This window comes from Kitasatospora sp. NPDC050543 (assembly GCF_044457565.1).
Classification (GTDB): Bacteria; Actinomycetota; Actinomycetes; order Streptomycetales; family Streptomycetaceae; genus Kitasatospora.
The window spans coordinates 34506-59227 of the sequence record NZ_JBITGZ010000001.1; the positions used below are offsets into that span (position 1 = coordinate 34506).

The window sequence follows — 24722 nt, forward strand, 5'->3', positions numbered from 1 at the left end:
GCCCTCAGCCGGGGCTCAGAAGCACTCGTTGCCCGCGCCGTCGCCGTTCTTGAGCGACAGGCTCAGGTTGTTGAGCACGAAGGTGCCGGCCGAGGTCGCGCGCGCGGTCTGCGTCACGTTCGTCAGGTCGGCCTCCTCGGCGGCCTGGGCGAAGCCCGTGGCGCCGGTCGGGAGCTTCTTGCCCGCGTCCTTGAGCGCCGGGTGGCCGTGCCAGCCCTGGGTCGCCGAGCCCGTCAGGGTGGAGGCGTCCTGGCCGATGTTGATGTTCTTGAACGTCGCGTCGGCGTCCAGCTGCTCAAGGTCGATCAGCAGGTTGTGCGCGACGACCGGCTTGTCCTTGGCGGTACCGGCGTTCAGCTGAAGAGTGATCTTGCCGAGGCCGAGCGCGGACAGGTCGGTGACGACCGACTGGCACAGGTTCTCGATGGTGGCGTCGTCGAAGGCCGAGACGGCGACCGGGTGCGGCTTGCCGTTGGCCTCGATGTCGACCGTGCCGAACTGCGCGAAGTTGGTTCCGTGCAGGTGGCTGGTCTTCACCTTGAACTGCTGGCCGGAGATGCTGAACGACGCGGCGAGCGCGCTGTTGGCGATGCTGACGCCGACCGCGGCGGTGGCCGCGAGGCTCGGCACCATCACCAGGGCGAAGCGCTTCCAGCGAGTCTTACCGAAAGTCTGGGACATGCGTGGTCCTCCTTCTAGGACGTACATCTCCGGCACTTCCCGGTGCTTCCCGCACCGGAGGTGGCCTGGGATGGGAGAGAGCTACGTCCTCGGTAGCGGAGAGCGCCTTGGGCGTCGTCGGACGCGGGCGTGGCCGTCAAAGCGGCACTCCCGTTTCGGCACCGGCCGCCTGTGGGGCGGCGGGCAGGACCGACGACATCGGCGATCACCCCCGAGCGACAACCAGCGACCGCGCGGGCCGCGCGGCCGTGTGGAGGAAGCAGGAACCGCCGTGGGACGCGGATACCCCCCTGCCCTCCCAGCCGGCGGCCGGGGCCGTCGGCTGCCCGGTGGGGATCCCTAGCTCCGCGCTGCGCCGACCGGCTGTCGGCGGGAGTGAAGTGTGGGGACCGGGCAGCGCCGATCGTGCTTGAATCCCGGGCGAAGCACAAGGGGTTCATTACTGACGGGTAATCCAACATCGACTGCCGATGATCATGGAATCCGCAGACCGAGCACCCTGTGTGACGAAATGAAGGATTGGTGCGGAGGAAATCCCCCTGAAACACGGGCGAAACACCCCTGGCCGATCACCTGAGGTGATCGGCCAGGGGTGTTGTCAAGATTTGGTAAACCTGGACCGGGTTGACCGCATTGTCGCCAAATCAACGGCGACACCGCAGGTCACCCGCCGTGCCAACAGCCGGCCCGCCGGCCGTGCTCCGGCGCCGTCCGGCCGGTGGTGCGGACCGCTCGCGCGGCGGTCACGGACCGTGGCTCAGAACAGCACGCGGGCCAGTGCGCCGCGGGCCGCCGTGACCCTCGGGTCCTCCGGACCGATCACCTCGAACAGCTCCAGCAGCCGCAGCCGCGCGCTGTCGCGGTCCTCGCCGAAGGTCCGGCCGACGGTGGAGACCAGACGCCCGAAGGCGTCCTCCACATGCCCGCCCACCAGATCGAGATCCGCCGCCTCCAGCTGCGCCGCGACGTTCTTGGGATCGGCCGCGGCCGCCGCCCGGACGGCCTGCGGGTCCATGCTCTCCACCCGGCGCAGCAGCTGTGCCTGGGCGAGGCCGAGCTTGGCCTCGGTGTTGTTCGGCTGGTCGGCCAGCACGTTCTGGTACGCCTGCACGGCGCCACCGAGATCCCCGCGGTCCAGCGCCTCGTGCGCGGCGGAGAGCGCCGGGTCCTCGGGCTCGTACGACGCGGCCCCGCCCTCGGCGGACAGGCCCGCACCGGCACCCGCACCCGCACCGCCGGCGACGCCGAAGCGCTGCTCGGCGACCAGGATCAGCTGATCGAGCACCTTGCGGACGTTGGCCTCGTTCTCGGCGCCCTGGAACAGCGGCACCAGCTGGCCGGCCACCACGGCCATCACGGCCGGGATGCCCTGGATGCCGAACTGCTGGGCGATCAGCTGGTTGGAGTCCACATCGATCTTGGCGAGCACGATCCGGCCGGCGTACTCCTCGGCCAGTCGCTCCAGGATCGGGCTGAGCTGCTTGCACGGGCCGCACCACTCGGCCCAGAAGTCGACGACCACCGGCACCTCGGTGGAGCGCTGGACGACCTCGGCTTCGAAGGTGTCCTCGGTGACGTCGATGACGAGCGGGTAGGCCGGCCCGGCCGGGGCGACCCCGGCGGCCTCGGCCTCCGCCGCCTGGCGGGCCCGCTCGGCCCGAGCCTGCTCGGCCTTCTGGGCGGCCTCGCCGGCGGCCTTCACCGCGGCGAGGTCGACCGCACCTCGCAGGGCGGAGCTGTTGAGACGCGAATTCCGTGGCTGCATGGCACTATCCTCCCCCGTCCGCGCTGGTGTCGGGCGCCATCCGCCGGGAAAGTCGCGCCTCGCCGGTTGCGAGGGGCGTACCGCCCGCGCGGGAGTCCCACTCCCGTAGCCTGATCCGTTCGGCGCGGATCCCCACCCGCACCGTGCGCCGCCTCGTCCCCGAAGGTACCGGCGCCTGGTTGTCGCTCTTTCGCTACGAGTCGTAGCGTAACTGCACCGACGGCCCCCGCCGCAACCCCCACCGGGCATCCCGGGACGTGAGCTGCCCCACTTTCACGCCCGCTGCGGCTGCCGCCGGAGGCGATCTGAGGCTACCGTTACCATCCACCGGCCAAGTTACCAACCGGTAAACCGCGAGGAGGCGACCGGTGTCAACCGACCAGAACCCCCCGGCGCCGACCGTCCGGAACCCCCCGGCGCCGACCACCCGCGCCAAGGGGCGCCCGCGCAGCGCGGCCGCCGACCGGGCGATCCTGGACGCCACCCGCGAGACGCTCGCCGACCTCGGCTGGGGCGGGTTGACGATGGGCCACGTCGCGACCAGGGCGGGGGTCGCCAAGACCACCCTCTACCGGCGCTGGCCGTCCAGGAACGAGCTGGTGGTCGACGCGGTGGCCAGCCTGTTCGACGAGCTGGTGATGGCGGACCTGGGCAGCCTGCGGGCCGACATCGAGGCCGTGGTGGAGCAGTTCGCTGCGCTGCTCTCGCGCCCCGAGACGCAGGCCGCGCTGCTCTCCCTGTTCGCCGAGGGCTCCCGCGACCCGCAGCTGCACCGGCGCATCCGGGAGGCGATCGTCGACCCGCAGAAGCAGCTGGTGCAACAGGGCCGGCGCAACGCCCAGGCCCGCGGCGAGCTCGCGCCGGACCTCGACGAGGCGGCCGCCTGCGAGGAGATCGACATCATCTTCGACACCATCGCGGGCACCGTCGAGCACCGCATCCTGGTCAGTGGCGAGCCCGTCACCGCCGAGTGGATCCGCCGCTTCACCACCCTGCTGCTCGGCCCCTTCCCCAGCCTCGCCGACCCGGCCGCGCACAGCCTGCCGCAGCCCACCGTCGACGGCCTCCCGCGGCCCACCGCGCCCGGCGTCGCCGAGCCCGCCGCGCGCTGAGCCGACGAAGGCACGCCGGGCCCGGGGGCCACGCAGCGCCGGGTCCGGGCACGCCGAAGCCCGGGGCCGGCCCCGCTGGTCGCGGGCGGCCCCGGGCGGGGCTTGTGCTGGAGGGCGGAGGGAGGGGGCCGGTCAGAAGACGGCGGACTCCCGGTAGGTGCCCCACTCCTCGCGCAACGCGTTGCAGATCTCGCCGAGGGTCGCCTCGGCCCGGACGGCGTCCAGCATCGGCGGGATCATCGACTCGCCCGAACGCGCCGCCGCGATCATCGCCGCCAGGCCCGCCCGCACGGCCTCCTCGTCCCGCGCCGCCTTGCGGGCCGCCAGCACCCGCACCTGCTCACGCTCGACCTCGTGGCTGACCCGGAGGATCTCCAGCTCGGGGGTGACGCTCCTGGGGTGGCAGTTGACGCCGACGACCCGCTTCTCACCCTTCTCCACGCCCTGCTGGTACGCGAAGGCGGCCTCGGCGATCTCGCCGGTGAAGTAGCCCTCCTCGATACCGCGCAGGATGCCCGCCGTCATCGGACCGATCGGGTGGTCCTCCCGGCCCTTCGCCAGGATCCGCGCGAAGATCTCCTCCGCCTGCGCCTCGATCTTGTCGGTCAGCGCCTCGACGTACCAGGAGCCGCCCAGCGGATCGGCGACGTTGGCGACGCCGGTCTCCTCCATCAGCACCTGCTGGGTGCGCAGGGCGATCTCGGCAGCCTGCTCGGAGGGCAGTGCCAGGGTCTCGTCCAGGGCGTTGGTGTGCAGCGAGTTGGTGCCGCCGAGCACCGCCGAGAGCGCCTCCACCGCGGTGCGGACCACGTTGTTGTACGGCTGCTGGGCGGTCAGCGAGACACCGGCCGTCTGGGTGTGGAAGCGCAGCCACTGCGCCTTGTCGGTCTTGGCGCCGTAGCGCTCGCGCATCCAGCGGGCCCAGATCCGGCGGGCGGCGCGGAACTTGGCGATCTCCTCGAAGAAGTCCAGGTGCGCGTCGAAGAAGAACGACAGCCCGGGCGCGAAGACGTCCACGTCCAGCCCGCGCGACAGGCCGAGCTCCACGTACCCGAAGCCGTCCGCGAGCGTGTACGCGAGCTCCTGCGCGGCCGTCGCCCCCGCCTCGCGGATGTGGTACCCGGAGACCGAGAGCGGCTTGTAGGCGGGGATGCCCTTCGCGCAGTACGCCATCAGGTCGCCGATCAGGCGAAGGTGCGGCTCGGGCGCGAAGAGCCACTCCTTCTGGGCGATGTACTCCTTGAAGATGTCGGTCTGCAGGGTGCCGTTGAGCACCGCGGGGTCGACGCCCTGGCGCTCGGCGGCGACCAGGTACATGCAGAACACCGGCACCGCCGGGCCGCTGATCGTCATCGAGGTGGTGACCTCGCCGAGCGGGATGCCGTGGAAGAGCACCTCCATGTCGGCCGCCGAGTCGATGGCCACCCCGCAGTGACCGACCTCGCCCAGCGAACGGCCGTCGTCGGAGTCGTAGCCCATCAGGGTCGGCATGTCGAAGGCGACCGAGAGGCCGCCGCCGCCCGAGTCCAGGATCATCCGGTAGCGCTCGTTGGTCTGCTGGGCGTTGCCGAACCCGGCGAACTGGCGGATGGTCCACGTCCGGCCGCGGTAGCCGGTGGCGTGCAGGCCGCGGGTGTAGGGGTACTCCCCCGGCCAGCCGATCCGCTCGAATCCCTCGTACGCCTGCCCGGCGGGCGGGCCGTAGACGGGCGCGACCTCCTCGCCGGAGAGGGTGGTGAAGTCCGCGTCCCGCTTGCGCGCGCGGTCGTACCGCTCTTGCCAGCGCTGGCGGCCACGCTCGATGTCCTCGGCGTCCATGTGCCCGAACTCCGCTCCGTACGGCCGCCTTGTCGTCTTGGCGTCCGGGCGGCTCAGCTAGTAGGACGTCCTACTAATTTACTCGGACGTCCTAGCATTTGTCGACGTCCGCCGCGCGACAAACGCCGGATCCCGCGCGCGGACAGACGAAGGGCGGCCCTCCCCCGGTGGGGAGAGCCGCCCTTGCGACACACACATGAGGTCAGACGCCGGCCGGCTCCTGCTGGGCGGCGACGGCCGGCGACTGGGCGGCCGCGTCACGCACCACCCGGCGCTCGGCCACGAACGAGGCGAACGGGATGCAGCCCGCGGCCAGGGTGAAGACCAGCCGGCCGACCGGCCACTTGAGCTTCTGGCCGAGCAGGAAGGTCACCACGAAGTACCCGATGTAGAGGTAGCCGTGCAGCATCGCGACGTAGGTGGTGAGTTCCTCGGCGGCACCGAAGCCGTACTTCGCGACCATGAAGCCGCAGAAGATCAGCAGCGCGGTGCCGGTCGCAATGGCCAGGGCCCGGTACCAGCCCAGCAGGGGGGTCGCCTTCATGCTCTACATCGCCTCGCTTGGCAAAGATCGTCCGGTACGTCCGGATCTGCGCACCGCTCCCCCGAGGGTAGCCGGAGGAACAGGTTGATCTACGCGCACCCCTACCCCTGGGCGGAGCCGTGGGCGGCGGCCTGACCGGGCGCCTGAGCGGGCGCCTGGGCCGGGGCGAAGTCGCCCGCGGCCACCCGCAGGGGCCTGAGCAGCTCGAACACCTGGCGGCACTGTTCGGCGTCGTACTCCTCCAGGCCGAACTCCATCGCCATCAGCTCGTGCGTCGCCTTCTCCACCACCTGCCGGCCGCGGTCGGTGATCGCGGCGAGCACGCCCCGGCCGTCCAGCGGGTTGGGCCGGCGGGCGACCAGTCCGGCCCGCTCCAGGCGGTCGACCGTGTTGGTGACGCTGGTCGGGTGGACCATCAGCCGCTCGCCGATCTTGGAGAGCGAGAGCTCGCCGGTCCGGCTGAAGGTGAGCAGCACCAGCGCCTCGTAGCGGGCGAAGGTCAGCCCGTACGGCTTGAGCACCGCGTCCACCCGGGAGAGCAGGATCTGGTGCGCGCGCATGATCGAGGTGATCGCCGCCATGGAGGGGGCGCCGCCCCAACGGCGGGCCCAGAGCTCGTCGGCGCGGGCGATCGGATCGAAGTCGAGTGCGAGGGGCTTGGCCACACTGCTTACCGTACCGGCGCCCGGTCCGGCGGGTAGCAGCGTCCCTGATGGTGGACAAGTGGGCCATCCTGGCGGGATCCCGCCAGCCCCGGGCGAAGGTGCATACCAGGACATTGCCGCAGTGTGAACCGGCGTCAACTGTCAAGTGACGTCCAGGATCCGGGCAGCACCGGCGCCCAGCCACGCTGGTTCGTATCGGAACTCCTGCCCATTTGACCGGTTCGCGGCGCTTTGGGGGTCCCGTTCACAAAGCGTCCGCCTGGCGAGACTCTGCCAACTACTGAGCGAGACCTGTCATTTCATCGGCTGCATTGTCATGCTTCTGGCCAGCCCCGTACCGCACCCGCCACCCCCACCCACGGCAGGTGCCGCATGACCGCACGGAGCAGCACGTAGCGCTCGTTCCGCCCCATCAGGCACTAACCCCAGTGCCCCGGAGCGAAGCGCGACCGCGCACACGCGGTTGTACCGGAAGGAACCCGTACGTGAAGCGAAAGCTCGCAGCCGGCGCCGTACTCTCCACCGCCGCCCTCCTCACCGGCATCGTCCAGGCCGGTGCCGGATCGGCCCAGGCCAGCACCGCCCCCGCCGCCCAGGTGGAGGCCGCCCAGCAGCGCGCCGCCCTGATAGCCGTGGCCAACGGCCAGTCCGTGCCGCTGGCGAAGGCGCTGGCGCTGGGCGGCCAGGAGCAGCTGGTCGCCAAGGACGCCGTGGTGGACGCCGACGGCACCCGCCACCTGCGCTTCGAGCGCACCCTCGGCGGGCTGCCCGTCCTCGGCGGCGACCTGATCGTGCACCAGGCCGCCGACGGCGCCGTGGAGTCGGTGGACAAGGCCGTCACCGAGCAGCTGTCACTGCCGAGCTTCACCCCGAAGCTCTCGGCCGACAAGGCCGCCTCGCAGGCCTCCGGCGCCGTCCAGGCGACCGTGGGCATCGCCGCCGACAAGGACGAGCAGCCGCTGAAGGAGGTCGGCCAGGCCGGCACCCCGCAGCTGGTCGTCTGGGCTGCCGACGGCAGCCCGCGCCTGGCGTACCGCACCGTGGTCGAGGGCCTGCGCGCCGACGGCACCCCGAGCCGGCAGACCCTGGTGACGGACGCCGCCAGCGGCGACGTGCTCTCCACCCACGAGGACATCCAGACCGCCGCCGGCACCGGCAAGGGCGTGTTCGTCGGCTCCGTCCCGCTGACCACCACGCAGAGCGGCTCGAGCTATCAGCTGAAGGACGCCACCCGCGGCGGCCAGTACACCAGCGACCTCAAGCACCGCACCTCGGGCTCCGGCACCCTCTACACCGACGCCGACAACGCCTGGGGCACCGGCAGCGCCTCCAACGGCCAGTCGGCCGCGGTCGACGCCCAGTACGGCGCCTCCGCCACCTGGGACTACTTCAAGACCAGCTTCGGCCGCAACGGCATCAAGAACAACGGCGTGGGCGCCGCCAGCCGGGTCCACTACGGCAACAACTACGTGAACGCCTTCTGGGACGACGCCTGCTTCTGCATGACGTACGGCGACGGCTCGGGCAACGCCAACCCGCTGACCGAGCTCGACGTGGCCGGCCACGAGATGAGCCACGGCGTCACCTCGGCGACCGCCAACCTCAACTACTCCGGCGAGTCCGGCGGCCTCAACGAGGCCACCTCGGACATCTTCGGCACGATGGTCGAGTTCTACGCCAATCTCGCCGCCGACAAGCCGGACTACCTGATCGGCGAGGAGATCGACATCAACGGGGACGGCACCCCGCTGCGCTACATGGACAAGCCCTCCAAGGACGGCGGCTCGGCCGACGCCTGGTACTCGGGCGTGGGCAACCTGGACGTCCACTACTCCTCGGGTGTCGCCAACCACTTCTTCTACCTGCTGGCCGAGGGCAGCGGCGCCAAGGTGATCAACGGCGTCAACTACAACAGCCCGACCTCCAACGGCAGCACGGTGACCGGCATCGGCCGCAGCAAGGCCGCGGCGATCTGGTACCGCGCGCTGACGGTGTACTTCACGTCCACCACCAACTACAAGTCCGCCCGGACCGGCACGCTGAAGGCGGCGTCGGACCTGTACGGCGCCACCTCGGCGGAGTACAAGGCGGTGGCGGCCGCCTGGAGCGGCGTCAACGTCAACTGACGCGCTGAACGCGAAGGTGCCGGGGCCCCTCTGGGGGGAGCCCCGGCACCTTCGCGTTCCGTCGTTGCGTCGTTCCGTGCAGGCGCACCGCGACCGCGCCGCCCGCAGCCGCGCTCAGACGGCGGCGGGCTCGCTCTCGGCGTCGGCTGCGGCCGGGTACTCGCCGCGCTCCTCCTTGGCGAGCATCCGCTCGGCGAAGAAGCCGCCGGCGGGCAGCACGGAGAGGGCGAACAGCAGGATCCCGCGCTTGGCGTCCCACTTCTGCTGCTGCCAGGCCAGGATCAGGAAGACCACGTAGATGAGGAACAGCGTGCCGTGGATCGGCCCCAGCACCGGCACCGCGTTGAACTCGGTCTTGCGCTTGAGCACCGCGCAGACGAGCAGCAGGATGAAGGACAGGCCCTCGGGGCCGGAGACAAGGCGCAGACGGTGGACGGCGCTGCTGGTCTTCACGTTCGATACCTCATTGCGGCGGGGGCGGCTGGCGTTGGACGGGCGCGCTTGTGAACCGGCTCACAAGCTACGGGACCATTATCACCGAGCGCTCGCCACGGGCCGCGCACGGGGGCCCGGGCGTGCCCGAGGTCACACCCCGGACCCCGCTCGCGGCGCGGGCGCGTCGGCGCTCCGCCCCCGTGACGTCACAGCCGCGCCACAACAATCACCCCGGGGGGCGCCGGCCCGTCGCCCGGCGGCCCTATCCTGCTGCGGCGCGGCCTCACTCCGGGGCAGGCCGCAGACCCATCGCACGGGGGAAGAACCGAATGCTCAAGCTGGACTGGAACCGACGGACCTGCTCACGGCGTGGCCACATCACCTACGCGCCCACCGAGCCCGACCTGCGCCGGCGCCTGCACGCCGCGACCGCGCTCGGCGACGCCTGGCGCTGCCTGCGCTGCGGGGACTTCGCGCTGGGCGAGCCGCACGGCTCGGGCCCGGCCGAGGACGCCCCGCTGGTGCCCCGCGGCAAGGCCCTGCGGGACCTGTTCATCCTGCGCTTCCTGGCGGTCGAGCGGGCGCTGCGCGGTCTGCTGATCATCGTGGCGGCCTGGGCGGTCTGGAAGTTCTCCAACAGCCAGGACGCCGTGCGCCGGCTGTTCGACGAGAACCTGACCGTCTTCAAGCCCGTCACCGACCACTTCCACTGGGACCTTGAGCACTCCCCCATCGTGGACACCATCCGCAAGACCTTCGACTACCACCACAACACCCTGCTGATCGTGGCCGGGGCGCTGCTGGCGTACGCGGTGATCGAGATCGTCGAGGCGGTCGGGCTCTGGCTGGGCCGGCGCTGGGCCGAGTACCTGACGGTGGTCGCCACCGCCGCCTTCCTGCCGCTGGAGGTGTACGAGCTGCTGCACCACGTCAGCGCGCTGAAGATCGGCACACTGGTGCTGAACATCATCGCGGTGCTGTGGATCCTGCTCTCCAAGCGGCTCTTCGGGCTGCGCGGCGGTGTGGTGGCGTTCGAGGCCGAGAAGCACTCCGCCTCGCTGCTGGAGGTCGAGCAGGCGGCCGGCACGGTGCCCACCCCGGTGTGAGCCGACCGGGCCGATTTGTCGCAGCTGCGTACCGATCGGGCGTCGCCCTCTCCCCGGATGTCACGTGGGCCCGCTACATTCGGCCGGTGGCACAGTTTCGACTCCAGGGGTCCAAGGTGCTCGCCGTCGACATGACAGGCGACGCCGTCAAGGCCAGAAATGGCTCAATGGTCGCGTACAACGGCCAGATGTCCTTCAAGAAGCTCAGCGGCGGCGGTGACGGCCTACGTGGCATGGTCACCCGCCGGCTGACCGGCGAGCAGATGGTGGTGATGGAGGTGAAGGGGCAGGGCACCTGCTACTTCGCCGACAAGGCCACCGAGATCAATCTGGTGCGGTTGAACGGCGAGACGCTCTACGTCGAGTCCGACAACCTGCTCTGCACCGAGGCGACGCTGCGCACCGGCACCAGCTTCACCGGTCTCAACGGAATCTCGTCCGGCAACGGCCTGTTCACCACCAAGGTCGAGGGGCACGGCTGGGCCGCGCTCACCTCCAAGGGCCCGGCGATCATCCTTCGGGTCTCGCAGGGCACTCCGCTGCGGGTGGACCCGGGTGCGTACGTCGCGCACACCGGCAGCCTCAACCGCAGCCTGAAGTCGGGCGCGGGCTGGACGACCCTCATGGGCGAGGGCGGCGGCGAGGCGGTCCAGGTGGAGTTCTCCGGCGAGGGCCTGGTCTACGTCCAGCCCTCCGAGAAGCTGACCGTCGGGGGCGACGTCTGATGCCGTTCACGAAGATCAACAACAAGATGATCGAGGCGCAGGTCCTCCCCGGCCAGCGGCTGTTCAGCCAGCGCGGGGCGATGCTCGCCTACCGGGGCGAGGTCAGCTTCACCCCGAACATCACCGGCGGCCAGGGCGGCCTGATGTCGATGATCGGGCGGCGGGTGGCCAACGAGGACACCCCGCTGATGACGGTCGAGGGCCACGGCACCGTGATGTTCGGCCACGGCGGCCACAACATCCAGGTGATCGACCTGACCGGCGACACCCTGTACGTCGAGGCGGACCGGCTGCTGGCCTTCGACGGCTCGCTCCAGCAGTCGACCATGTTCATGGGCTCGCAGGGCGGCGTGATGGGCATGGTCCGCGGCCAGGTCACCGGCCAGGGCCTGTTCACCACCCAGCTGTCCGGCCACGGCTCGGCGGCGGTGATGGCGCACGGCGGCGTCGTCGAGCTGCCGATCACCCCGAACCAGCCGGTCCACGTGGACCCGCAGGCGTATGTCGCGCACCGCGGCGACATCCGCAACAAGCTGTCCAGCGCGCTGGGTTGGCGCGACATGATCGGACGCGGCTCGGGCGAGGCGTTCCAGCTGGAGCTGTCGGGGCACGGCATGGTGTACGTGCAGGCGAGCGAGGAGAAGCTCTGATGTCCTACCCGCCGCAGCAGCCCCCGTACGGGCAGCCCGACCCGTACGGCCAGTCCCCGTACGGCCAGCAGCCGTACAACCAGCCGACCCAGCCCGGCTTCCCGGCCCCGCCGCCCGGCTACGGCGCCCCGCAGGGGTACCCGCCGCCCCCGCCGCAGGGGTACCCGGCCCAGCCCCAGCAGCAGTACGCCCAGGAGCAGTTCGGCGGCGCGCAGGCGCCGCTGCCGAAGGCGCAGGACGGCTCGGGCCCGGTGGTGCACGACGCGCACACCCTGCCGGTCAACGACAACGTCAACCCGTACGCCTTCTCGGTGGACCTGAACGGGTCGTACTTCCTGCAGAAGGGCAAGATGATCGCCTACTACGGCGACATCTCCTTCAAGGGCGTCGGCGCGGGCGCGGTGGACCGGATGCTCGGGCGAAACTTCAACTCGCCGCTGCACGCCTCGGACTGGGTGGTCGCCCAGGGCCACGGCAAGATGCTGCTGGCGGACCGCGCGTTCGACCTGAACTCCTACGACCTGGAGGACGGGAACCTGACGGTCCGCTCGGGCAACCTGCTGGCCTTCGAGCCGACGCTGGCGCTCAAGCAGTCGATCATCCCCGGCTTCCTGACGCTGATCGGCACCGGCAAGTTCGTGGCCGCCTCCAACGGCCCGGTGCACTTCGTGGAGCCGCCGATCCGGGTGGACCCGCAGGCCCTGGTCGGCTGGGCCGACTGCCCGGCGCCGTGCCACCACTACGATCACGACTACATGCACGGCGTGATCGGCGGCCTGCGCCGGCTCACCGGCGTCGGCGGGGCCTCCGGCGAGGAGCACCAGTTCGAGTTCATCGGCACCGGACAGGTGCTGCTGCAGTCGACCGAGGTGCTGATGGCCGAGCGCTCGGTCGGCCAGGTGCACGCGGAAGCGGGCGTGCCGATGGGCGGCGTGCCCTCCCAGGCGGCGACCGCGCACGGCGGCCAGCAGCTGCCGAACATCAACGTGCCCGGGCTCGGCAACCTGGGGGACCTCGGGCGCCGGTTCGGCCTCTGAGCTCCGCATGGGCCTGCGGCCCACGCCCCGATCTCCGGGCGGGACCGGAGATTTGTACAAAGTTTAACTAATTGGGCTATGCTGTGACCATGGACACGCAAGCCACCGTCGCCGCCGACGTCTCCTCCTCCCGGCCCGCGGAGGAGGAGACGCCCTGGCTCAGCGCCCGGGAGCAACGGCTCTGGCGCGCCCACCTGGAGGTCAGCCGGCTGCTGGAGTACCAGCTCGGCCGGGAGCTCCAACCGCACAACCTCGCTATCAACGACTACGAGATCCTGGTCGTGCTCTCCGAGTCGCCCGAGCGACGGATGCGGATGACCGACCTCGCCACCGCGACGCTCCAGTCCAAGAGCCGGCTCTCGCACCAGATCACCCGGATGGAGACGGCCGGGCTGGTGCTGCGCCAGGAGTGCCCGGGCGATCGCCGCGGCCTCTACGCGCACCTGACCGAGCACGGCTGGCAGACCATGCAGCAGGTCGCCCCCGACCACGTGCGCAGCGTCCGCCACCACTTCATCGACCGGTTCACCCCGGAGCAGATCGACGCCATGTACCAGGCGCTCGCCCCGATCGCCGAGCACCTGCGCGGCGTACGCGGCCGGGCCTGAGCCACCGCCCGTGGGCCCGGGCCGGGCCCACGGGCGCTCAGTTCTCGCCCGACTCCGTCAGCCCGGCGACCAGCTCGTCGGCCGCGCCGTACGGGTCGATCCGGCCGGCCACCACGCTCTCGGCGAGGGCGTGCAGGTGCCGGTCCCCGCGCAGGTCCCCGATCCGGGCCCGCAGCGCGGACAGCGCGATCGCCTCGATCTCGTCCGCGGCCCGTCGCCGGCGGCGCACGGCCAGCTCGCCGTGCTCCTCCAGCCAGGCCCGGTGCTTCTCCAGCGCCTCGACGACCTCGTCCACGCCTTCGCCGCGCGCGGCGACGGTCTTGATGATCGGCGGGCGCCACGCCCCCGCCTCGCGGGCCTCGCCGAGGCCCAGCATGTGGTTGAGCTCCCGGGCGGTGGCGTCCGCGCCGTCCCGGTCGGCCTTGTTGACCACGAAGACGTCGCCGATCTCCAGGATCCCGGCCTTGGCGGCCTGGATCCCGTCGCCCATCCCGGGCGCGAGCAGCACGACGGTGGTGTCGGCCTGGGCGGCGACCTCCACCTCGGACTGCCCGACGCCGACGGTCTCGACCAGGATCACCTCGCAGCCGGCCGCGTCCAGCACCCGCAGGGCCTGCGGAGCCGTCCAGGACAGCCCGCCCAGGTGCCCGCGGGTGGCCATCGAGCGGATGAACACCTCGGGGTCGGTGGCGTGCTCCTGCATCCGCACCCGGTCCCCCAGCAGCGCGCCGCCGGAGAACGGCGAGGACGGGTCGACGGCCAGCACCCCGACCCGCTTGCCGAGCCGGCGGTAGGCCGAGACCAGGGCCGAGGTGGAGGTGGACTTGCCCACCCCGGGCGAGCCGGTCAGCCCGACCGTGTAGGCCTGCCCGGTGTACGGGGCGAGCGCGGCCATCGCCTCGCGCAGCTGCGGGGCGGCGTTCTCCACCAGCGAGATCAGCCGGGCCACCGCACGCGGCCGGCCCGCGCGGGCCTGCTCGACCAGCGTCGGGACGTCGATCATGAGCGTGCTCCTCGGTTCGCACCGCCGTACGGCGGGTGGGGCCGCGATCCGCCGGCAGCGGTTCGCGGCCCCGAAGGTACGTCAGATGATCAGGCCTTGGGAACCCGGACGATCAGGGCGTCGCCCTGGCCGCCGCCGCCGCACAGCGCGGCCGCGCCGACACCGCCGCCACGGCGCTGGAGCTCCAGCGCCAGGTGCAGCACCACGCGGGCGCCGGACATGCCGATCGGGTGGCCGAGCGCGATGGCGCCGCCGTTGACGTTGACCTTCTCGTCGGTGACGCCCAGGTCCTTCATCGACTGGTGGGCGACGGCCGCGAAGGCCTCGTTGATCTCGATCAGGTCGAGGTCCTCGACACCGATGCCCTCCTTGGCGAGCGCGTGCTCGATCGCGTTCGACGGCTGCGACTGCAGCGAGTTGTCCGGGCCGGCCACGTTGCCGTGCGCGCCGATCTCGGCGATCCAGCTCAGGCCCAGCTCCTCGGCCTTGGCCTTGCTCATCACGACCACCGCGGCGGCGCCGTCGGAGATCTGCGAGGAGGTGCCGGCGGTGATGGTGCCGTCCTTGGCGAAGGCCGGGCGCAGCTTGCCGAGGGTCTCGACGGTGGTCTCGGCGCGGATGCCCTCGTCCTGGCTGAAGAGGACCGGCTCGCCCTTGCGCTGCGGGATCTCGACCGGGACGATCTCCGCCTCGAAGACGCCGTTCTGCTGCGCCTTGGCGGCGCGCTGGTGCGAGGCCGCGGCGATGGCGTCCTGCACGTCGCGGGCGATGCCCAGCCGGGTGTTGTGCTTCTCGGTGGACTCGCCCATCGGGATGTTCTCGTACGCGTCGGTCAGGCCGTCGTAGGCCATCGCGTCGAGCATCTCGATCGCGCCGTACTTGAAGCCCTCGCGGGACTTCGGCAGCAGGTGCGGGGCGTTGGTCATCGACTCCTGGCCGCCGGCCACGACGATGTCGAACTCGCCGGCGCGGATCAGCTGGTCGGCGAGCGCGATGGCGTCCAGTCCGGAGAGGCAGACCTTGTTGATGGTCAGCGCCGGGACGTTCATCGGGATGCCGGCCTTGACGGCGGCCTGGCGCGCGGGGATCTGGCCGGCGCCGGCCTGGAGCACCTGGCCCATGATCACGTACTGGACCTGCTCGCCCGTGATGCCGGCCCGTTCCACGGCCGCCTTGATCGCGAAGCCGCCGAGCTCGGCACCGGAGAAGCCCTTCAGGGAGCCGAGCAGCCGGCCCATCGGGGTGCGTGCGCCTGCAACGATCACAGAGGTGGTGTTGGTCATGGGACGGGCCCCTTCGCACGTCGTGGCCAGGTGGAGGATGCCGCTCAATGTACTGACCCGTAACCCGTCCGTCACCGGAGCCGCGGTGTGATCAGGCGCACTGGCACTGTCCAGTCAACACCGTGTCAGGCCGGGCCGGGTGAATTGTGAGCAGGCTCGCACGCGGCGCTATGGCGTGGCCGGAGCCGGATGCGCTGCACTGGGGACCGCCCGCACCCACCCGTCCGTCGCCCGTCGTCGTCCTGCCCAGGGCGCGGCGATGCGACACCTTCCCTCTGGAGGCCGCAGTGCTGACCCGTATCGACCACATCGGCATCGCCTGCTTCGATCTCGACAAGACCGTCGAGTTCTACCGGGCCACCTACGGCTTCGAGGTGTTCCACAGCGAGGTCAACGAGGAGCAGGGGGTGCGCGAGGCGATGCTGAAGATCAACGACACCGGCGACGGCGGCGCGTCCTACCTCCAGCTGCTGGAGCCGACCCGCGAGGACTCCACCGTCGCCAAGTGGCTCGCCAAGAACGGCGAGGGCGTGCACCACATCGCCTTCGGCACGGGTGACGTGGACGCGGACGCCGCCGCGATCAAGGGCAAGGGCGTCCGGGTCCTGTACGAGGAGCCGCGCCGCGGCTCGATGGGCTCGCGGATCACCTTCCTGCACCCCAAGGACTGTGGCGGGGTGCTCACCGAGCTGGTCACCTCCGCGGCGCCCGCCGAGGGCGCCGAGCACTGATCCCGCGCGTGGCCCAGGCCGGGTGCCGCCGCCGACGGGCGGCGGCACCGGCCCGCACGCCCGGGAACCGCGTCCGCCCGGCGCGACCGCTCCGTCCGGCTCAGCCGCGTACCGGGCCGGCCCCCGTATACCCGACCGAAGGCCCGGATCGCGGGTGACCCGTCGGTAACCTTGCCGGGAGGCGCGAAAACACCCACGCGCCCGTTCCGCTGTGCCGCGCGCCCACTACAATGCCGAGGTGCGCGAAGGTCTCGGGGAGGACCGGGGTCCGGCGGGCACAGCCGAAGGCGAGTCAGACCGACCGATGCAGGTCTGTCCCGTCGCAGGGGAGTCCACTACGCGGGCACGGCTGAACAGTCGCAGTTCTGATCTGTCACCATTCTCCACAAGGCAAGAGTTCGCCCAGGAGTCCACCCGGACGGGGGAGCGCGGAAGCACCGCGCACCACCGACCAGGATTCCGACCGTGGCGGACGACCCCCGCACGTCAGGGGGCGTCCACCGGCCGCGGATGCAAGGACCAGTCGGACCGGCTCCCGGGCAGGTGGGGGGCACGGGTGCGGCCGGGTCGAGGACGCGACCAGGAGATGGATGGGACCGCGGAGTGCGGGGCTACGACCGCTACGAGGTTGAGGATCACCTCTCCCAGTTCGAGGCCGAGATGGATCGGACTCGCAAGGAGCGGGACAAGACCGTCGAGCATGCCGAGGACCTCGCCTACCAGGTGGAGGTGCTTCGGGCCAAGCTGCACGAGGCCCGTCGGCAGCTCGCTCAGCCGCGCGCGTTCGACTCCGTCTCCGGACAGGCCGAGCAGCTCCTGCGCAACGCGGAGATGCAGGCCCAGCAGCTGCGCGCGGACGCCGAGCGCCAGCTGAGGGAGTCCCAGGCGGCCACCCAGCGGCTGATGGCCGAGGCCGCCGAGCGCACCGCCCGGCTGGAGGCCGAGCTGGCCGCCCGCCGCCGCCAGCTCGACGACGAGCTCGGCGAACTGCGCCGCAGCGCCGAACGGCACGTCAACGAGAACGTCTCCTGGGCCGAGCAGACCCGCGCCGGCACCGAGCAGGAGGCCCAGCGCCTGCTCCAGGAATCCCGCGCCGAGGCCGACCGGCTGATCGCCGCCGCCCGCGCCGAGGCCGCCGCCATCTCCGACCAGGCCCGCGCCCAGAGCGCGGCCGACGTCGACGCCGTCCGCGGCGAGGCCCAGGCCGCCGCCGAGGCCGCCCTCCAGCGCGCCCAGAACGACGCCGAGCGCCTGCTGCGGGCCGCCTCCGAGCAGGCCCAGCAGGCCGTCGGCCAGGCCGAGGAGCTGCGCGGCAGCGCGGCCAACGAGGCACAGCAGCAGCTGGCCGGCGCCCAGGCCGCCGCCGAGCAGCAGCTCGCCGTGGCCCGCGCCGAGATCGACCGGCTCAAGCAGCAGGCCGCCGAGGATCAGCAGCGGGCCACCGAGGCCCTCAACCTGGCCCAGGCCGAGATAGAGCGGCTGCGCGCCGAGGCCCTCGCCGAGGCCGAGCGAGCCCGCCAGGAGGCCGCCGAGCTGCGCGCCCAGGCCGAGCGGGCCGCCGAGCAGCTCCAGGCCGACGCCGAGGCCTTCGCCGAGCGCCGGGTCGCCGACGGCGAGGCCGCCAGCGAGCAGCGCTCGCAGACCGCCAAGGCCGAGATCGCCCGGATGGTCGCCACCGCCACCAAGGAGGCCGACCGGATCAAGGCGGAGGCCGCCAACGCGAAGGCCGAGGCGGACGCCGCCAAGGCCGCCGCCGCCGAGGAGAGCGAGCGCCTGCGCGGCGCCGCCGAGAGCGTCGCCACCCAGTTGCGCGAGGAGGCCGAGGCCGCCATCGCGGAGCTGCGCGCCGCCGCCGAGCGCGACACCGCAGACCTGCGTGCCCAGGCCGAGGCCGCCGCCGAGCAGCTGCGCAACGAGGCCCGCGAGGCGGGCCTGGCGGAGGGCGCCAAGGACGCCACCGTGCACCTGGCCAAGGCCGCCAAGTCGGCCGAGGAGATGCTCTCCCGCGCCAACAAGGACGCCGAGACCGCGCGCGGCGAGGCCGCCGCCGAGGCCGAGCGCATCCGCGGCGAGGCCGCCGCGGAGGCCGAGCGGCTGCGTGAGCAGGCCCAGGCCGCCGTCGAGCAGGCCCAGAACGCCGCGCTGGACGACGCGGCGGGCATCCGCGAGCGGATGCAGCAGATGCAGGACGAGGCCGCCAGGCTGCGCGCCGAGGCCGAGGAGCTGCGCGCCCAGGCCGCCGCCGAGGCCGAGCGGGTACGCGGCGAAGCCCGCCGCCAGGCCGTCGTCCAGATCGAGGAATCGGCCAAGAGCGCCGAGGAACTGCTCACCCGTGCCAAGGCCGACGCGGACGAGCTGCGCGCGGGCGCGGCCGACGAGGTGCGGCGACAGCGCGAGCAGGCCAAGGAGCAGGCCGCCGAGACCCAGGGCCGGGCCGAGCAGACCCTCACCAGGGCCCGGGCCGAGGCCGAGAAGCTCACCGCCACCGCCGAGCAGCAGGGCCAGGACGCCCTGACCGCCGCCAAGGCCGCCGCCGCCGAGAACCGCGCCGCCGCCGAGCGGGAGACCGCCGAACTGCGCCGCGAGGCAACCGAGTTCGACCAGCTGGTCCGTGGCGAGGCGAGCATCGCCGCGCAGGAGGTACGGGAGGCCGCGGCCGCCGAGGCCGAGCAGCTGCGCGCCGCCACCGAGGCCGAGCTGGCCAGGCTGCGCGCCGAGGCCGACGCCGCAGCCGACGCACTGCGCGAGGAGAGCCGCCGCGAGCGCGAGGAGGCGTCCGCCGGTCTGCTCCGCGAGCGCGAGGAGACGGCCGAGCAGCTGGCCGCCGCCCAGGCCGCCCGCGAGCAGGCCGAGACCGCCGCCGTGGAGCTGGCCGAACGTACGGCCACGGAGAGCGCCGCCGTACGGGCGGCCGCCGAGACCGAGGCCGGGCAGCTGATCGCCGAGGCACAGGCCCAGGCGACCGAGCTGACCGAGCGCGCCGCCGCCGAGACCGACCGCCTGCACACCGAGGCGCTGCAGGCCGAGGAGAGCGCCCGGGCCGGCGCCGCCGAGCAGCTGGCCGAGGCCGACGCCGCCGCCCGCGCACTGCGCGAGGAGGCCGCCCAGGACCTCGCCGCCGCCAAGGAGCAGGCCGACGCGCTCGCCGCCGAGGCAGCCACCGCCGCCGAGGCGCTCCGGGCCGAGGCCGAGGCCGCGCTGCTCGCCGCCAAGGAGCAGGCCGACGCCCTGACCGCCGGCGCGCGGGAAGCCGCCGACGCCGTCCGGGCCGAGGCGGACGGGCAGCTGGAGCAGGCCCGCACCGAGGCCGAGGAGCTGACGGCCGCCGCCGGACACCGGGCCGCCGAGCTGGTCACCGCCGCCGAGGACGAGGCCTCCGAGGTCCGCCAGTCGGTGGCCGGGATGCACGAGTCCGCGTCCCAGCAGGTCGCCGAGCTGCGGGCCACCGCCGAGCGCGAGGCCGCCGAGGCCAGGGAGCTGGCCGCACTGGAGGCCGCCGAGCTGCGCGAGAGCGCCGACCGGGACACCGCCGAACTGCGCGCCGAGACCGACCGCGCCGTCGCCGAGCTGCGCGAGGCCGCCGAGCGGGAGACCACCGAGCAGCGGGAGCTGGCCGAGCGGGAGACCACCGAACTGCGCGCGAGCGCCGACCGGGACACCGCCGAACTGCGCGCCTGGGCCACCGCCGAGGTCGCCGCCCTGCGCGAGCAGACCGAGCTGGAGCTCACGGCCGAACGTCGGGCCGTGGAGGCCGAGCTGGGCAGGCTGCGAGCCGAGGCCCAGGCCTACGACGAGCGGCTGCGCGCCGACGCCGAGGCCGAGCTTCAGGCCGCCCAGGAGGCCGCCGAGCAGCACCGGGCCGAGGCCCAGGCGCAGGCGCAGCGCACCGTCCGCGACGCCGAGGACTTCGCCGCCGGACTGCGGGCGGAGGCCGAGGAGTACGCGCTGGCCACCCGCACCCTGGCGGAGGAGTACGACGCGGACATCCACGCCCGCGCCGACGCCTTCGACCGGGATACCCGCGAGCAGGCCGAGCAGTTCGACCGGGCCACCCGTGAGCAGGCGAAGTCCGTCCTGGAGAAGGCCTTCGCCGACGCCGAGGCGCTCGGTGAGGACGCCCAGACGACCGCGCTGGCCACCACCGCCGCCGCCGAGGAGCAGGCCGACGCGATGGTCGCGGCGGCTCGCAAGGAGGCCGACCGGCTGGTCGCGGCCGGCGAGAGCGCCGGGCAGGCCGAGGTGGAGCGGGCCCGCGCCGACGCGGACGCGCTGCTCTCCGAGGCCCGCCGGGACGCCACCGCGATCCGCGAGCGCGCCGAGGAGCTGCGCGAGCGCACCGACGCCGAGGTCGAGGCGCTGCACGAGCGGGCCCGCAAGGAGAACGCGCAGGCCATGAAGTCGGCCGGCGAGCGGGTGGACGCGCTGGTCACGGCGGCGCAGGAGCAGCTCACCGAGGCCGAGGAGCAGGCGGTGGCCACCGTCACCGAGGCCGAGGAGCGCGCGGCGGCCCTGATCGAGGCGGCCGAGGAGCGTGCGTCCGAGCTGACCTCGGAAGCCTCCGCGGAGGCCAGCAAGGTCCGGATCTCGGCCGTCCGCAAGGCCGAGGGCCTGCTGAAGGAGGCCGAGTCGAAGCTCGCGGACTCCACCGACCGGGCCGAGAAGCTGATCGTCAAGGCCGAGGCCAGGCTGAAGGAGTCCCAGGACGAGGCCGAGGAGCGGATCGAGCAGGCCTCGGCCGAGGCCGAGAAGCGCCTGCGCACCGCGGAGGAGAGCGCCGAGGAGCAGCTCGCACTCGCCAAGGAGGAGGCCGAGCGCCTTCGCACCGAGGCCAGGACCGAGGCCGAGCGGATCACCGACGAGGGCCGGCGCGAGCTGGACGAGCTGGTCCGGCGCCGCAAGGACATCAACACCGAGATCTCCAGGGTGCAGGACGTACTCTCCGCGCTGGAGGCCTTCGAGGCACCGTCACCGGTGGCTCAGAGCAACGGGGGAAGTGGCAGCAAGAAGGACGGGGCGTCCAAGGCCGGTGCCGGCGTCGGCGGTCCCCGGTCGGGTGGCAATCGCTCCGGTGGCGCACCACCCGATTGAGCGGACATTGTCCGTGAGACATCGGCATTTCGCCGACGACACTCCGATAACGTGTCAGGATTCCCTCAACCACCTCAGCGGTCAGACGACAGGAAGCCCAGAACCCCATGAGCGACAGTCACTCCCCACACGGCTTCGACCTGGTGCGCCGTGGGTACGAGCGTGCCCAGGTCGACGAGCGGATCACCAAGCTGGTGGCCGACCGTGACAGTGCCCTGACCCGGATCGGTGCGCTGGAGAAGCGCATCGAGGAGCTCCACCTGGAGACGCAGAGCGCCCAGGCCGCGGTCACCGAGTCCGAGCCCTCGTACGCCGGTCTCGGCGCCCGGGTGGAGAAGATCCTGCGGCTCGCCGAGGAGGAGGCCAAGGACCTGCGCGACGAGGCGCACCGCGCGGCCGAGCAGCACCGCGAGCTGGCCGAGGCGGCCGCCCAGCAGGTGCGCTCCGAGGCGGAGAACTACGCCAAGGACCGCAAGGCCAAGGCCGAGGACGAGGGCCTGCGGATCGTCGACAAGGCCAAGAGCGACAGCGCCCAGCTGCGCGCCGAGGCCAACAAGGACGCCCAGAACAAGCGCGAGGAGGCGGACGCCCTCTTCGAGGAGACCCGCACCAAGGCCGCCCAGGCCGCGCTGGAGTTCGAGACCAACCTGGCCAAGCGCCGTGAGCAGTCCGAGCGGGACTTGGCGGCCCGTCAGGCCAAGGCCGAGAAGCGCCTGGCCGAGATCGAGCACCGGGCGGAGCAGCTGCGCCTGGAGGCCGAGAAGCTGCGCACCGACGCCGAGCGCCGTGCCCGCCAGACCGTCGAGACGGCCCAGCGCCAGTCCGAGGACATCGTGGCGGACGCCAACGCCAAGGCCGACCGGATCCGCAGCGAGTCCGAGCGCGAGCTGGCGGCGCTCACCAACCGCCGCGACAGCATCAACGCCCAGCTGACCAACGTGCGCGAGATGCTCGCCACGCTGACGGGCGCGGCCGTGGCCGCCGCCTCGCTGCCGACCGACGACACCCTGGGCGTCCCCGCCCAGCAGTCGCGCTGACGATCGCGCATCGGCGGGCCCTCACCCCTCGGGGTGAGGGCCCGCCGTGCTGTGCGCGCACACCGCGGCGGGCGCCCGGGCGGGAGGTCGACCGGGCCTGCCTCCCACTCCGGCGGCTCACCGCGGGTAGGCCCCGTCGGGGCGCTGGTGGCCGCAGCTCAGCTGGTTCCCGTCGTCGTCCGAGACGGTGCCGAACCAGGAGGTGCACCAGACCGAGACGGAGTCCGGCCAGTACTGCATCTCGAAGGGGTGGCCGGAACCGTAGTCCCCGTACGAGGTGACGACGAAGGTCTCCCCCGGCTTGAGCCAGTAGTCCTCGCCGAGCGGTTCGAGGGTGAGTTCCATCAGCTCCTCGCCGCGGTTGGTGACGGGCATCCGGCCGGAGACCTCCAGTGCCGAGAAGTCCCAGCCGCCACCCGGCTCCGCCGTCATCCGGCCACCCTGGCGAGCAGCCGGCGGACGGCCGCGTTGAAGGCCTCGGGGGCCTCCAGCGCACTGAGATGACCCGAGCCGGGGATGACGGTCAGCTCGGCGGCGGGCAGCGCGTCGGCCATCAGCCGTGCCTCGGCGGGCGGCGTGATGCCGTCCTGCTCGCCGACGATCACGGCGGCGGGCACGGCCACGCCCGGCAGCACGTCCGAGCTGTCGGGCCGGGCGGCCATCGCGCGCTGGGCCCAGGCCACGGCCTGCGGCGGCGCCTGGGCGATCATCGCGCGTACGCGCTCGGCCAGCGGCCCGGAGCCGGGGCCGAGCAACGCGTCCTCCATCCGCTCCTCGGCGAGCAGCCGCACGCTGTCGCGGGCGAGCACCGCGGCGGCGATCCGCTCGCGGTTGGCGCGGGCCGCGTCGGTGTCGGCGGTGGCCTTGGTGTCGGCCAGCAGCAGGCCGGCCAGCCGGCCGGGGTGGCGGCGGGCGAAGGCCAGGGCGACGTAGCCGCCCATCGAGAGCCCGCCGATCACGGCACGCTCGATCCCGGCGGCGTCCAGCAGCAGGGCGAGGTCGTCCGCGACGAGGTCCAGCGAGGGGTCGTCGGTGCCCAGTTCGGTACCGCCGAAGCCCCGCTGGTCGGGGGCGAGCACCCGGGCCTCGTCACCGGTCAGGCCGGGCAGGGCGTCCAGCTGGGCGCTCCACATCGAGGCGGCGAGCGGGAAGGCGTGCAGCAGCACGAGCGGGGTGCCGGTGCCGCTCTCGCGGACGGACAGCTCCGTGGGAAGGTCGGTCATGCGCCCACCGTAGGCGGCACGCCGGACGGCCGCACCCATCGTTCCGTAATGTCCGGCTTGTCATAGCCTGACATGGAACAAGGGAGCGCTGATGATCGAGCTGCACGAGCTGACGAAACGTTACGGCGACACCCTCGCCGTCGATGGGCTGAGCTTCCAGGTGCCCAGGGGCGTGGTCACCGGCTTCCTCGGCCCGAACGGCGCGGGCAAGTCCACCACCATGCGGATGATCCTCGATCTCGACCGGCCCACCAGCGGCCGGGTCACCCTCGACGGCAAACGCTACGGCCAGCTCAGCGAGCCGCTGAAGTACATCGGCGCCCTGCTGGAGGCCAAGGCCGTCCACCCCGGCCGCACCGCCTACGACCACCTGCTCTGGCTCGCCCAGAGCAACCGGATCCCGGCCACCCGGGTCAACGAGGTCCTCGCCCTGGTCGGCCTGACCTCGGTGGCCCGCAAGCGCTCCCGGGGCTTCTCGCTCGGCATGGGCCAGCGCCTGGGCATCGCCAGCGCCCTGCTCGGCGACCCCGAGATCGTGATGTTCGACGAGCCGGTCAACGGACTCGACCCGGAGGGCATCCTCTGGATCCGCAACCTGATGAAGCGTCTCGCCGGCGAGGGCCGGACCGTCTTCGTCTCTTCCCACCTGATGAGCGAGATGGCACTCACCGCCGACCACCTGGTGGTGATCGGGCGCGGCCGGCTGCTGGCCGACCTCTCGATGCCCGAGTTCATCCGGCGCAACTCCCGCACCGCCGTACGGGTGCGCACCCCGCAGCCCCAGCAGTTGCTGGACGTCCTGGACAACGCGGGCCTGCGCCCCGAACGCGGGCCCGACGGCTCGTACGAGGTGGTGGACGGCGACCTCGCCAAGATCGGCGAGCTGGCCGCGGCCGGCGGCGTCACCCTGCACGAGCTCAGCCCACAGCAGGCCTCACTGGAGGAGGCGTTCATGCAGATGACGGCGGACTCGGTGGAGTACCACGCCGGGGGCGGCGGCGCGGGGCTGGACGCGGCCGGGGCGGCGGGGACGTGGGGCGCCGGTTGGCAGGGAAAACAGCCGGGCAAGAAGAAGGAGAACTGAG

The 24722-nt window shown here is 72.5% G+C and carries 21 protein-coding genes; 11 read left to right on the plus strand and 10 right to left on the minus strand.

What is annotated here, in order from left to right:
- Positions 1 to 15: 15 nt before the first annotated feature.
- On the minus strand, positions 16 to 681 hold the full coding sequence (locus tag ACIBH3_RS00120) for a DUF6230 family protein (protein WP_396309539.1): 666 nt from the start codon (positions 679 to 681) through the stop codon (positions 16 to 18).
- A 757-nt stretch (positions 682 to 1438) separates the two neighbouring features.
- On the minus strand, positions 1439 to 2446 hold the full coding sequence (trxA, locus tag ACIBH3_RS00125; RefSeq protein ID WP_396309540.1) for a thioredoxin: 1008 nt from the start codon (positions 2444 to 2446) through the stop codon (positions 1439 to 1441).
- Positions 2447 to 2814: 368 nt separating this feature from the next.
- Here trxA and ACIBH3_RS00130 point away from each other — a divergent pair, with 368 nt between their 5' ends.
- The gene (locus ACIBH3_RS00130; protein WP_396309541.1) at positions 2815 to 3558 is read left to right on the plus strand and encodes a TetR/AcrR family transcriptional regulator; all 744 of its coding nucleotides are present in this window, start codon (positions 2815 to 2817) and stop codon (positions 3556 to 3558) included.
- A 132-nt stretch (positions 3559 to 3690) separates the two neighbouring features.
- On the opposite strand, the gene ACIBH3_RS00135 is transcribed toward ACIBH3_RS00130, so the two are convergent.
- From ACIBH3_RS00135 to ACIBH3_RS00145, 3 genes are all read right to left on the minus strand, one after another.
- Entirely contained in the window at positions 3691 to 5376 is a 1686-nt protein-coding gene (locus tag ACIBH3_RS00135) for a methylmalonyl-CoA mutase (RefSeq protein WP_396309542.1), read from the minus strand.
- Between the two features lie 202 nt (positions 5377 to 5578).
- Complete coding sequence (locus ACIBH3_RS00140) at positions 5579 to 5920, minus strand: DUF3817 domain-containing protein (protein WP_396309543.1); 342 nt, start codon at positions 5918 to 5920, stop codon at positions 5579 to 5581.
- A 101-nt stretch (positions 5921 to 6021) separates the two neighbouring features.
- Positions 6022 to 6585: a MarR family winged helix-turn-helix transcriptional regulator gene (locus ACIBH3_RS00145; protein WP_396309544.1), complete on the minus strand. Its 564-nt coding sequence runs from the start codon at positions 6583 to 6585 to the stop codon at positions 6022 to 6024.
- Positions 6586 to 7070: 485 nt separating this feature from the next.
- Here ACIBH3_RS00145 and ACIBH3_RS00150 point away from each other — a divergent pair, with 485 nt between their 5' ends.
- Entirely contained in the window at positions 7071 to 8711 is a 1641-nt protein-coding gene (locus ACIBH3_RS00150; protein WP_396309545.1) for a M4 family metallopeptidase, read from the plus strand.
- Positions 8712 to 8825: 114 nt separating this feature from the next.
- Here the strand turns inward: ACIBH3_RS00150 and ACIBH3_RS00155 are convergent, their stop codons facing one another.
- Positions 8826 to 9164 (minus strand): DUF3817 domain-containing protein, encoded by a 339-nt coding sequence (locus ACIBH3_RS00155; protein WP_396309546.1) that lies wholly within the window; start codon positions 9162 to 9164, stop codon positions 8826 to 8828.
- A gap of 311 nt (positions 9165 to 9475) precedes the next feature.
- Here ACIBH3_RS00155 and ACIBH3_RS00160 point away from each other — a divergent pair, with 311 nt between their 5' ends.
- From ACIBH3_RS00160 to ACIBH3_RS00180, 5 genes are all read left to right on the plus strand, one after another.
- Positions 9476 to 10252 (plus strand): DUF2127 domain-containing protein, encoded by a 777-nt coding sequence (locus tag ACIBH3_RS00160; RefSeq protein WP_396309547.1) that lies wholly within the window; start codon positions 9476 to 9478, stop codon positions 10250 to 10252.
- A gap of 86 nt (positions 10253 to 10338) precedes the next feature.
- The gene (locus tag ACIBH3_RS00165) at positions 10339 to 10977 is read left to right on the plus strand and encodes an AIM24 family protein (protein WP_396309548.1); all 639 of its coding nucleotides are present in this window, start codon (positions 10339 to 10341) and stop codon (positions 10975 to 10977) included.
- Positions 10977 to 11627, plus strand: coding sequence for an AIM24 family protein (locus ACIBH3_RS00170; RefSeq protein WP_396309549.1), 651 nt, complete (start codon positions 10977 to 10979; stop codon positions 11625 to 11627). Before ACIBH3_RS00165 ends, ACIBH3_RS00170 begins: the two co-directional genes overlap by 1 nt.
- Positions 11628 to 11848: 221 nt before the next feature.
- The gene (locus ACIBH3_RS00175) at positions 11849 to 12664 is read left to right on the plus strand and encodes an AIM24 family protein (protein ID WP_396309931.1); all 816 of its coding nucleotides are present in this window, start codon (positions 11849 to 11851) and stop codon (positions 12662 to 12664) included.
- An 89-nt stretch (positions 12665 to 12753) separates the two neighbouring features.
- Complete coding sequence (locus tag ACIBH3_RS00180; protein ID WP_396309550.1) at positions 12754 to 13272, plus strand: MarR family winged helix-turn-helix transcriptional regulator; 519 nt, start codon at positions 12754 to 12756, stop codon at positions 13270 to 13272.
- Between the two features lie 37 nt (positions 13273 to 13309).
- On the opposite strand, the gene meaB is transcribed toward ACIBH3_RS00180, so the two are convergent.
- Together meaB and ACIBH3_RS00190 are read right to left on the minus strand one after the other, a co-directional pair.
- Positions 13310 to 14275 (minus strand): methylmalonyl Co-A mutase-associated GTPase MeaB, encoded by a 966-nt coding sequence (meaB, locus tag ACIBH3_RS00185; protein WP_396309551.1) that lies wholly within the window; start codon positions 14273 to 14275, stop codon positions 13310 to 13312.
- A gap of 89 nt (positions 14276 to 14364) precedes the next feature.
- Positions 14365 to 15558: an acetyl-CoA C-acetyltransferase gene (locus ACIBH3_RS00190; RefSeq protein ID WP_396309552.1), complete on the minus strand. Its 1194-nt coding sequence runs from the start codon at positions 15556 to 15558 to the stop codon at positions 14365 to 14367.
- A gap of 287 nt (positions 15559 to 15845) precedes the next feature.
- On the opposite strand from ACIBH3_RS00190, the gene mce reads away from it, so the two are divergent.
- From mce to ACIBH3_RS00205, 3 genes are all read left to right on the plus strand, one after another.
- The gene (mce, locus tag ACIBH3_RS00195) at positions 15846 to 16289 is read left to right on the plus strand and encodes a methylmalonyl-CoA epimerase (protein ID WP_396309553.1); all 444 of its coding nucleotides are present in this window, start codon (positions 15846 to 15848) and stop codon (positions 16287 to 16289) included.
- Positions 16290 to 16892: 603 nt separating this feature from the next.
- Positions 16893 to 21377: a hypothetical protein gene (locus ACIBH3_RS00200; protein ID WP_396309554.1), complete on the plus strand. Its 4485-nt coding sequence runs from the start codon at positions 16893 to 16895 to the stop codon at positions 21375 to 21377.
- Between the two features lie 107 nt (positions 21378 to 21484).
- Positions 21485 to 22414, plus strand: coding sequence for a cellulose-binding protein (locus tag ACIBH3_RS00205; protein WP_396309555.1), 930 nt, complete (start codon positions 21485 to 21487; stop codon positions 22412 to 22414).
- A gap of 117 nt (positions 22415 to 22531) precedes the next feature.
- Here the strand turns inward: ACIBH3_RS00205 and ACIBH3_RS00210 are convergent, their stop codons facing one another.
- Positions 22532 to 22846: a hypothetical protein gene (locus ACIBH3_RS00210; protein ID WP_396309556.1), complete on the minus strand. Its 315-nt coding sequence runs from the start codon at positions 22844 to 22846 to the stop codon at positions 22532 to 22534.
- Complete coding sequence (locus tag ACIBH3_RS00215; protein ID WP_396309557.1) at positions 22843 to 23637, minus strand: alpha/beta fold hydrolase; 795 nt, start codon at positions 23635 to 23637, stop codon at positions 22843 to 22845. Before ACIBH3_RS00215 ends, ACIBH3_RS00210 begins: the two co-directional genes overlap by 4 nt.
- 91 nt (positions 23638 to 23728) lie before the next feature.
- Between ACIBH3_RS00215 and ACIBH3_RS00220 the strand changes: the two genes are divergently transcribed.
- Positions 23729 to 24721, plus strand: coding sequence for an ABC transporter ATP-binding protein (locus ACIBH3_RS00220; protein WP_396309558.1), 993 nt, complete (start codon positions 23729 to 23731; stop codon positions 24719 to 24721).
- The last annotated feature ends 1 nt before the right edge of the window (position 24722 follow it).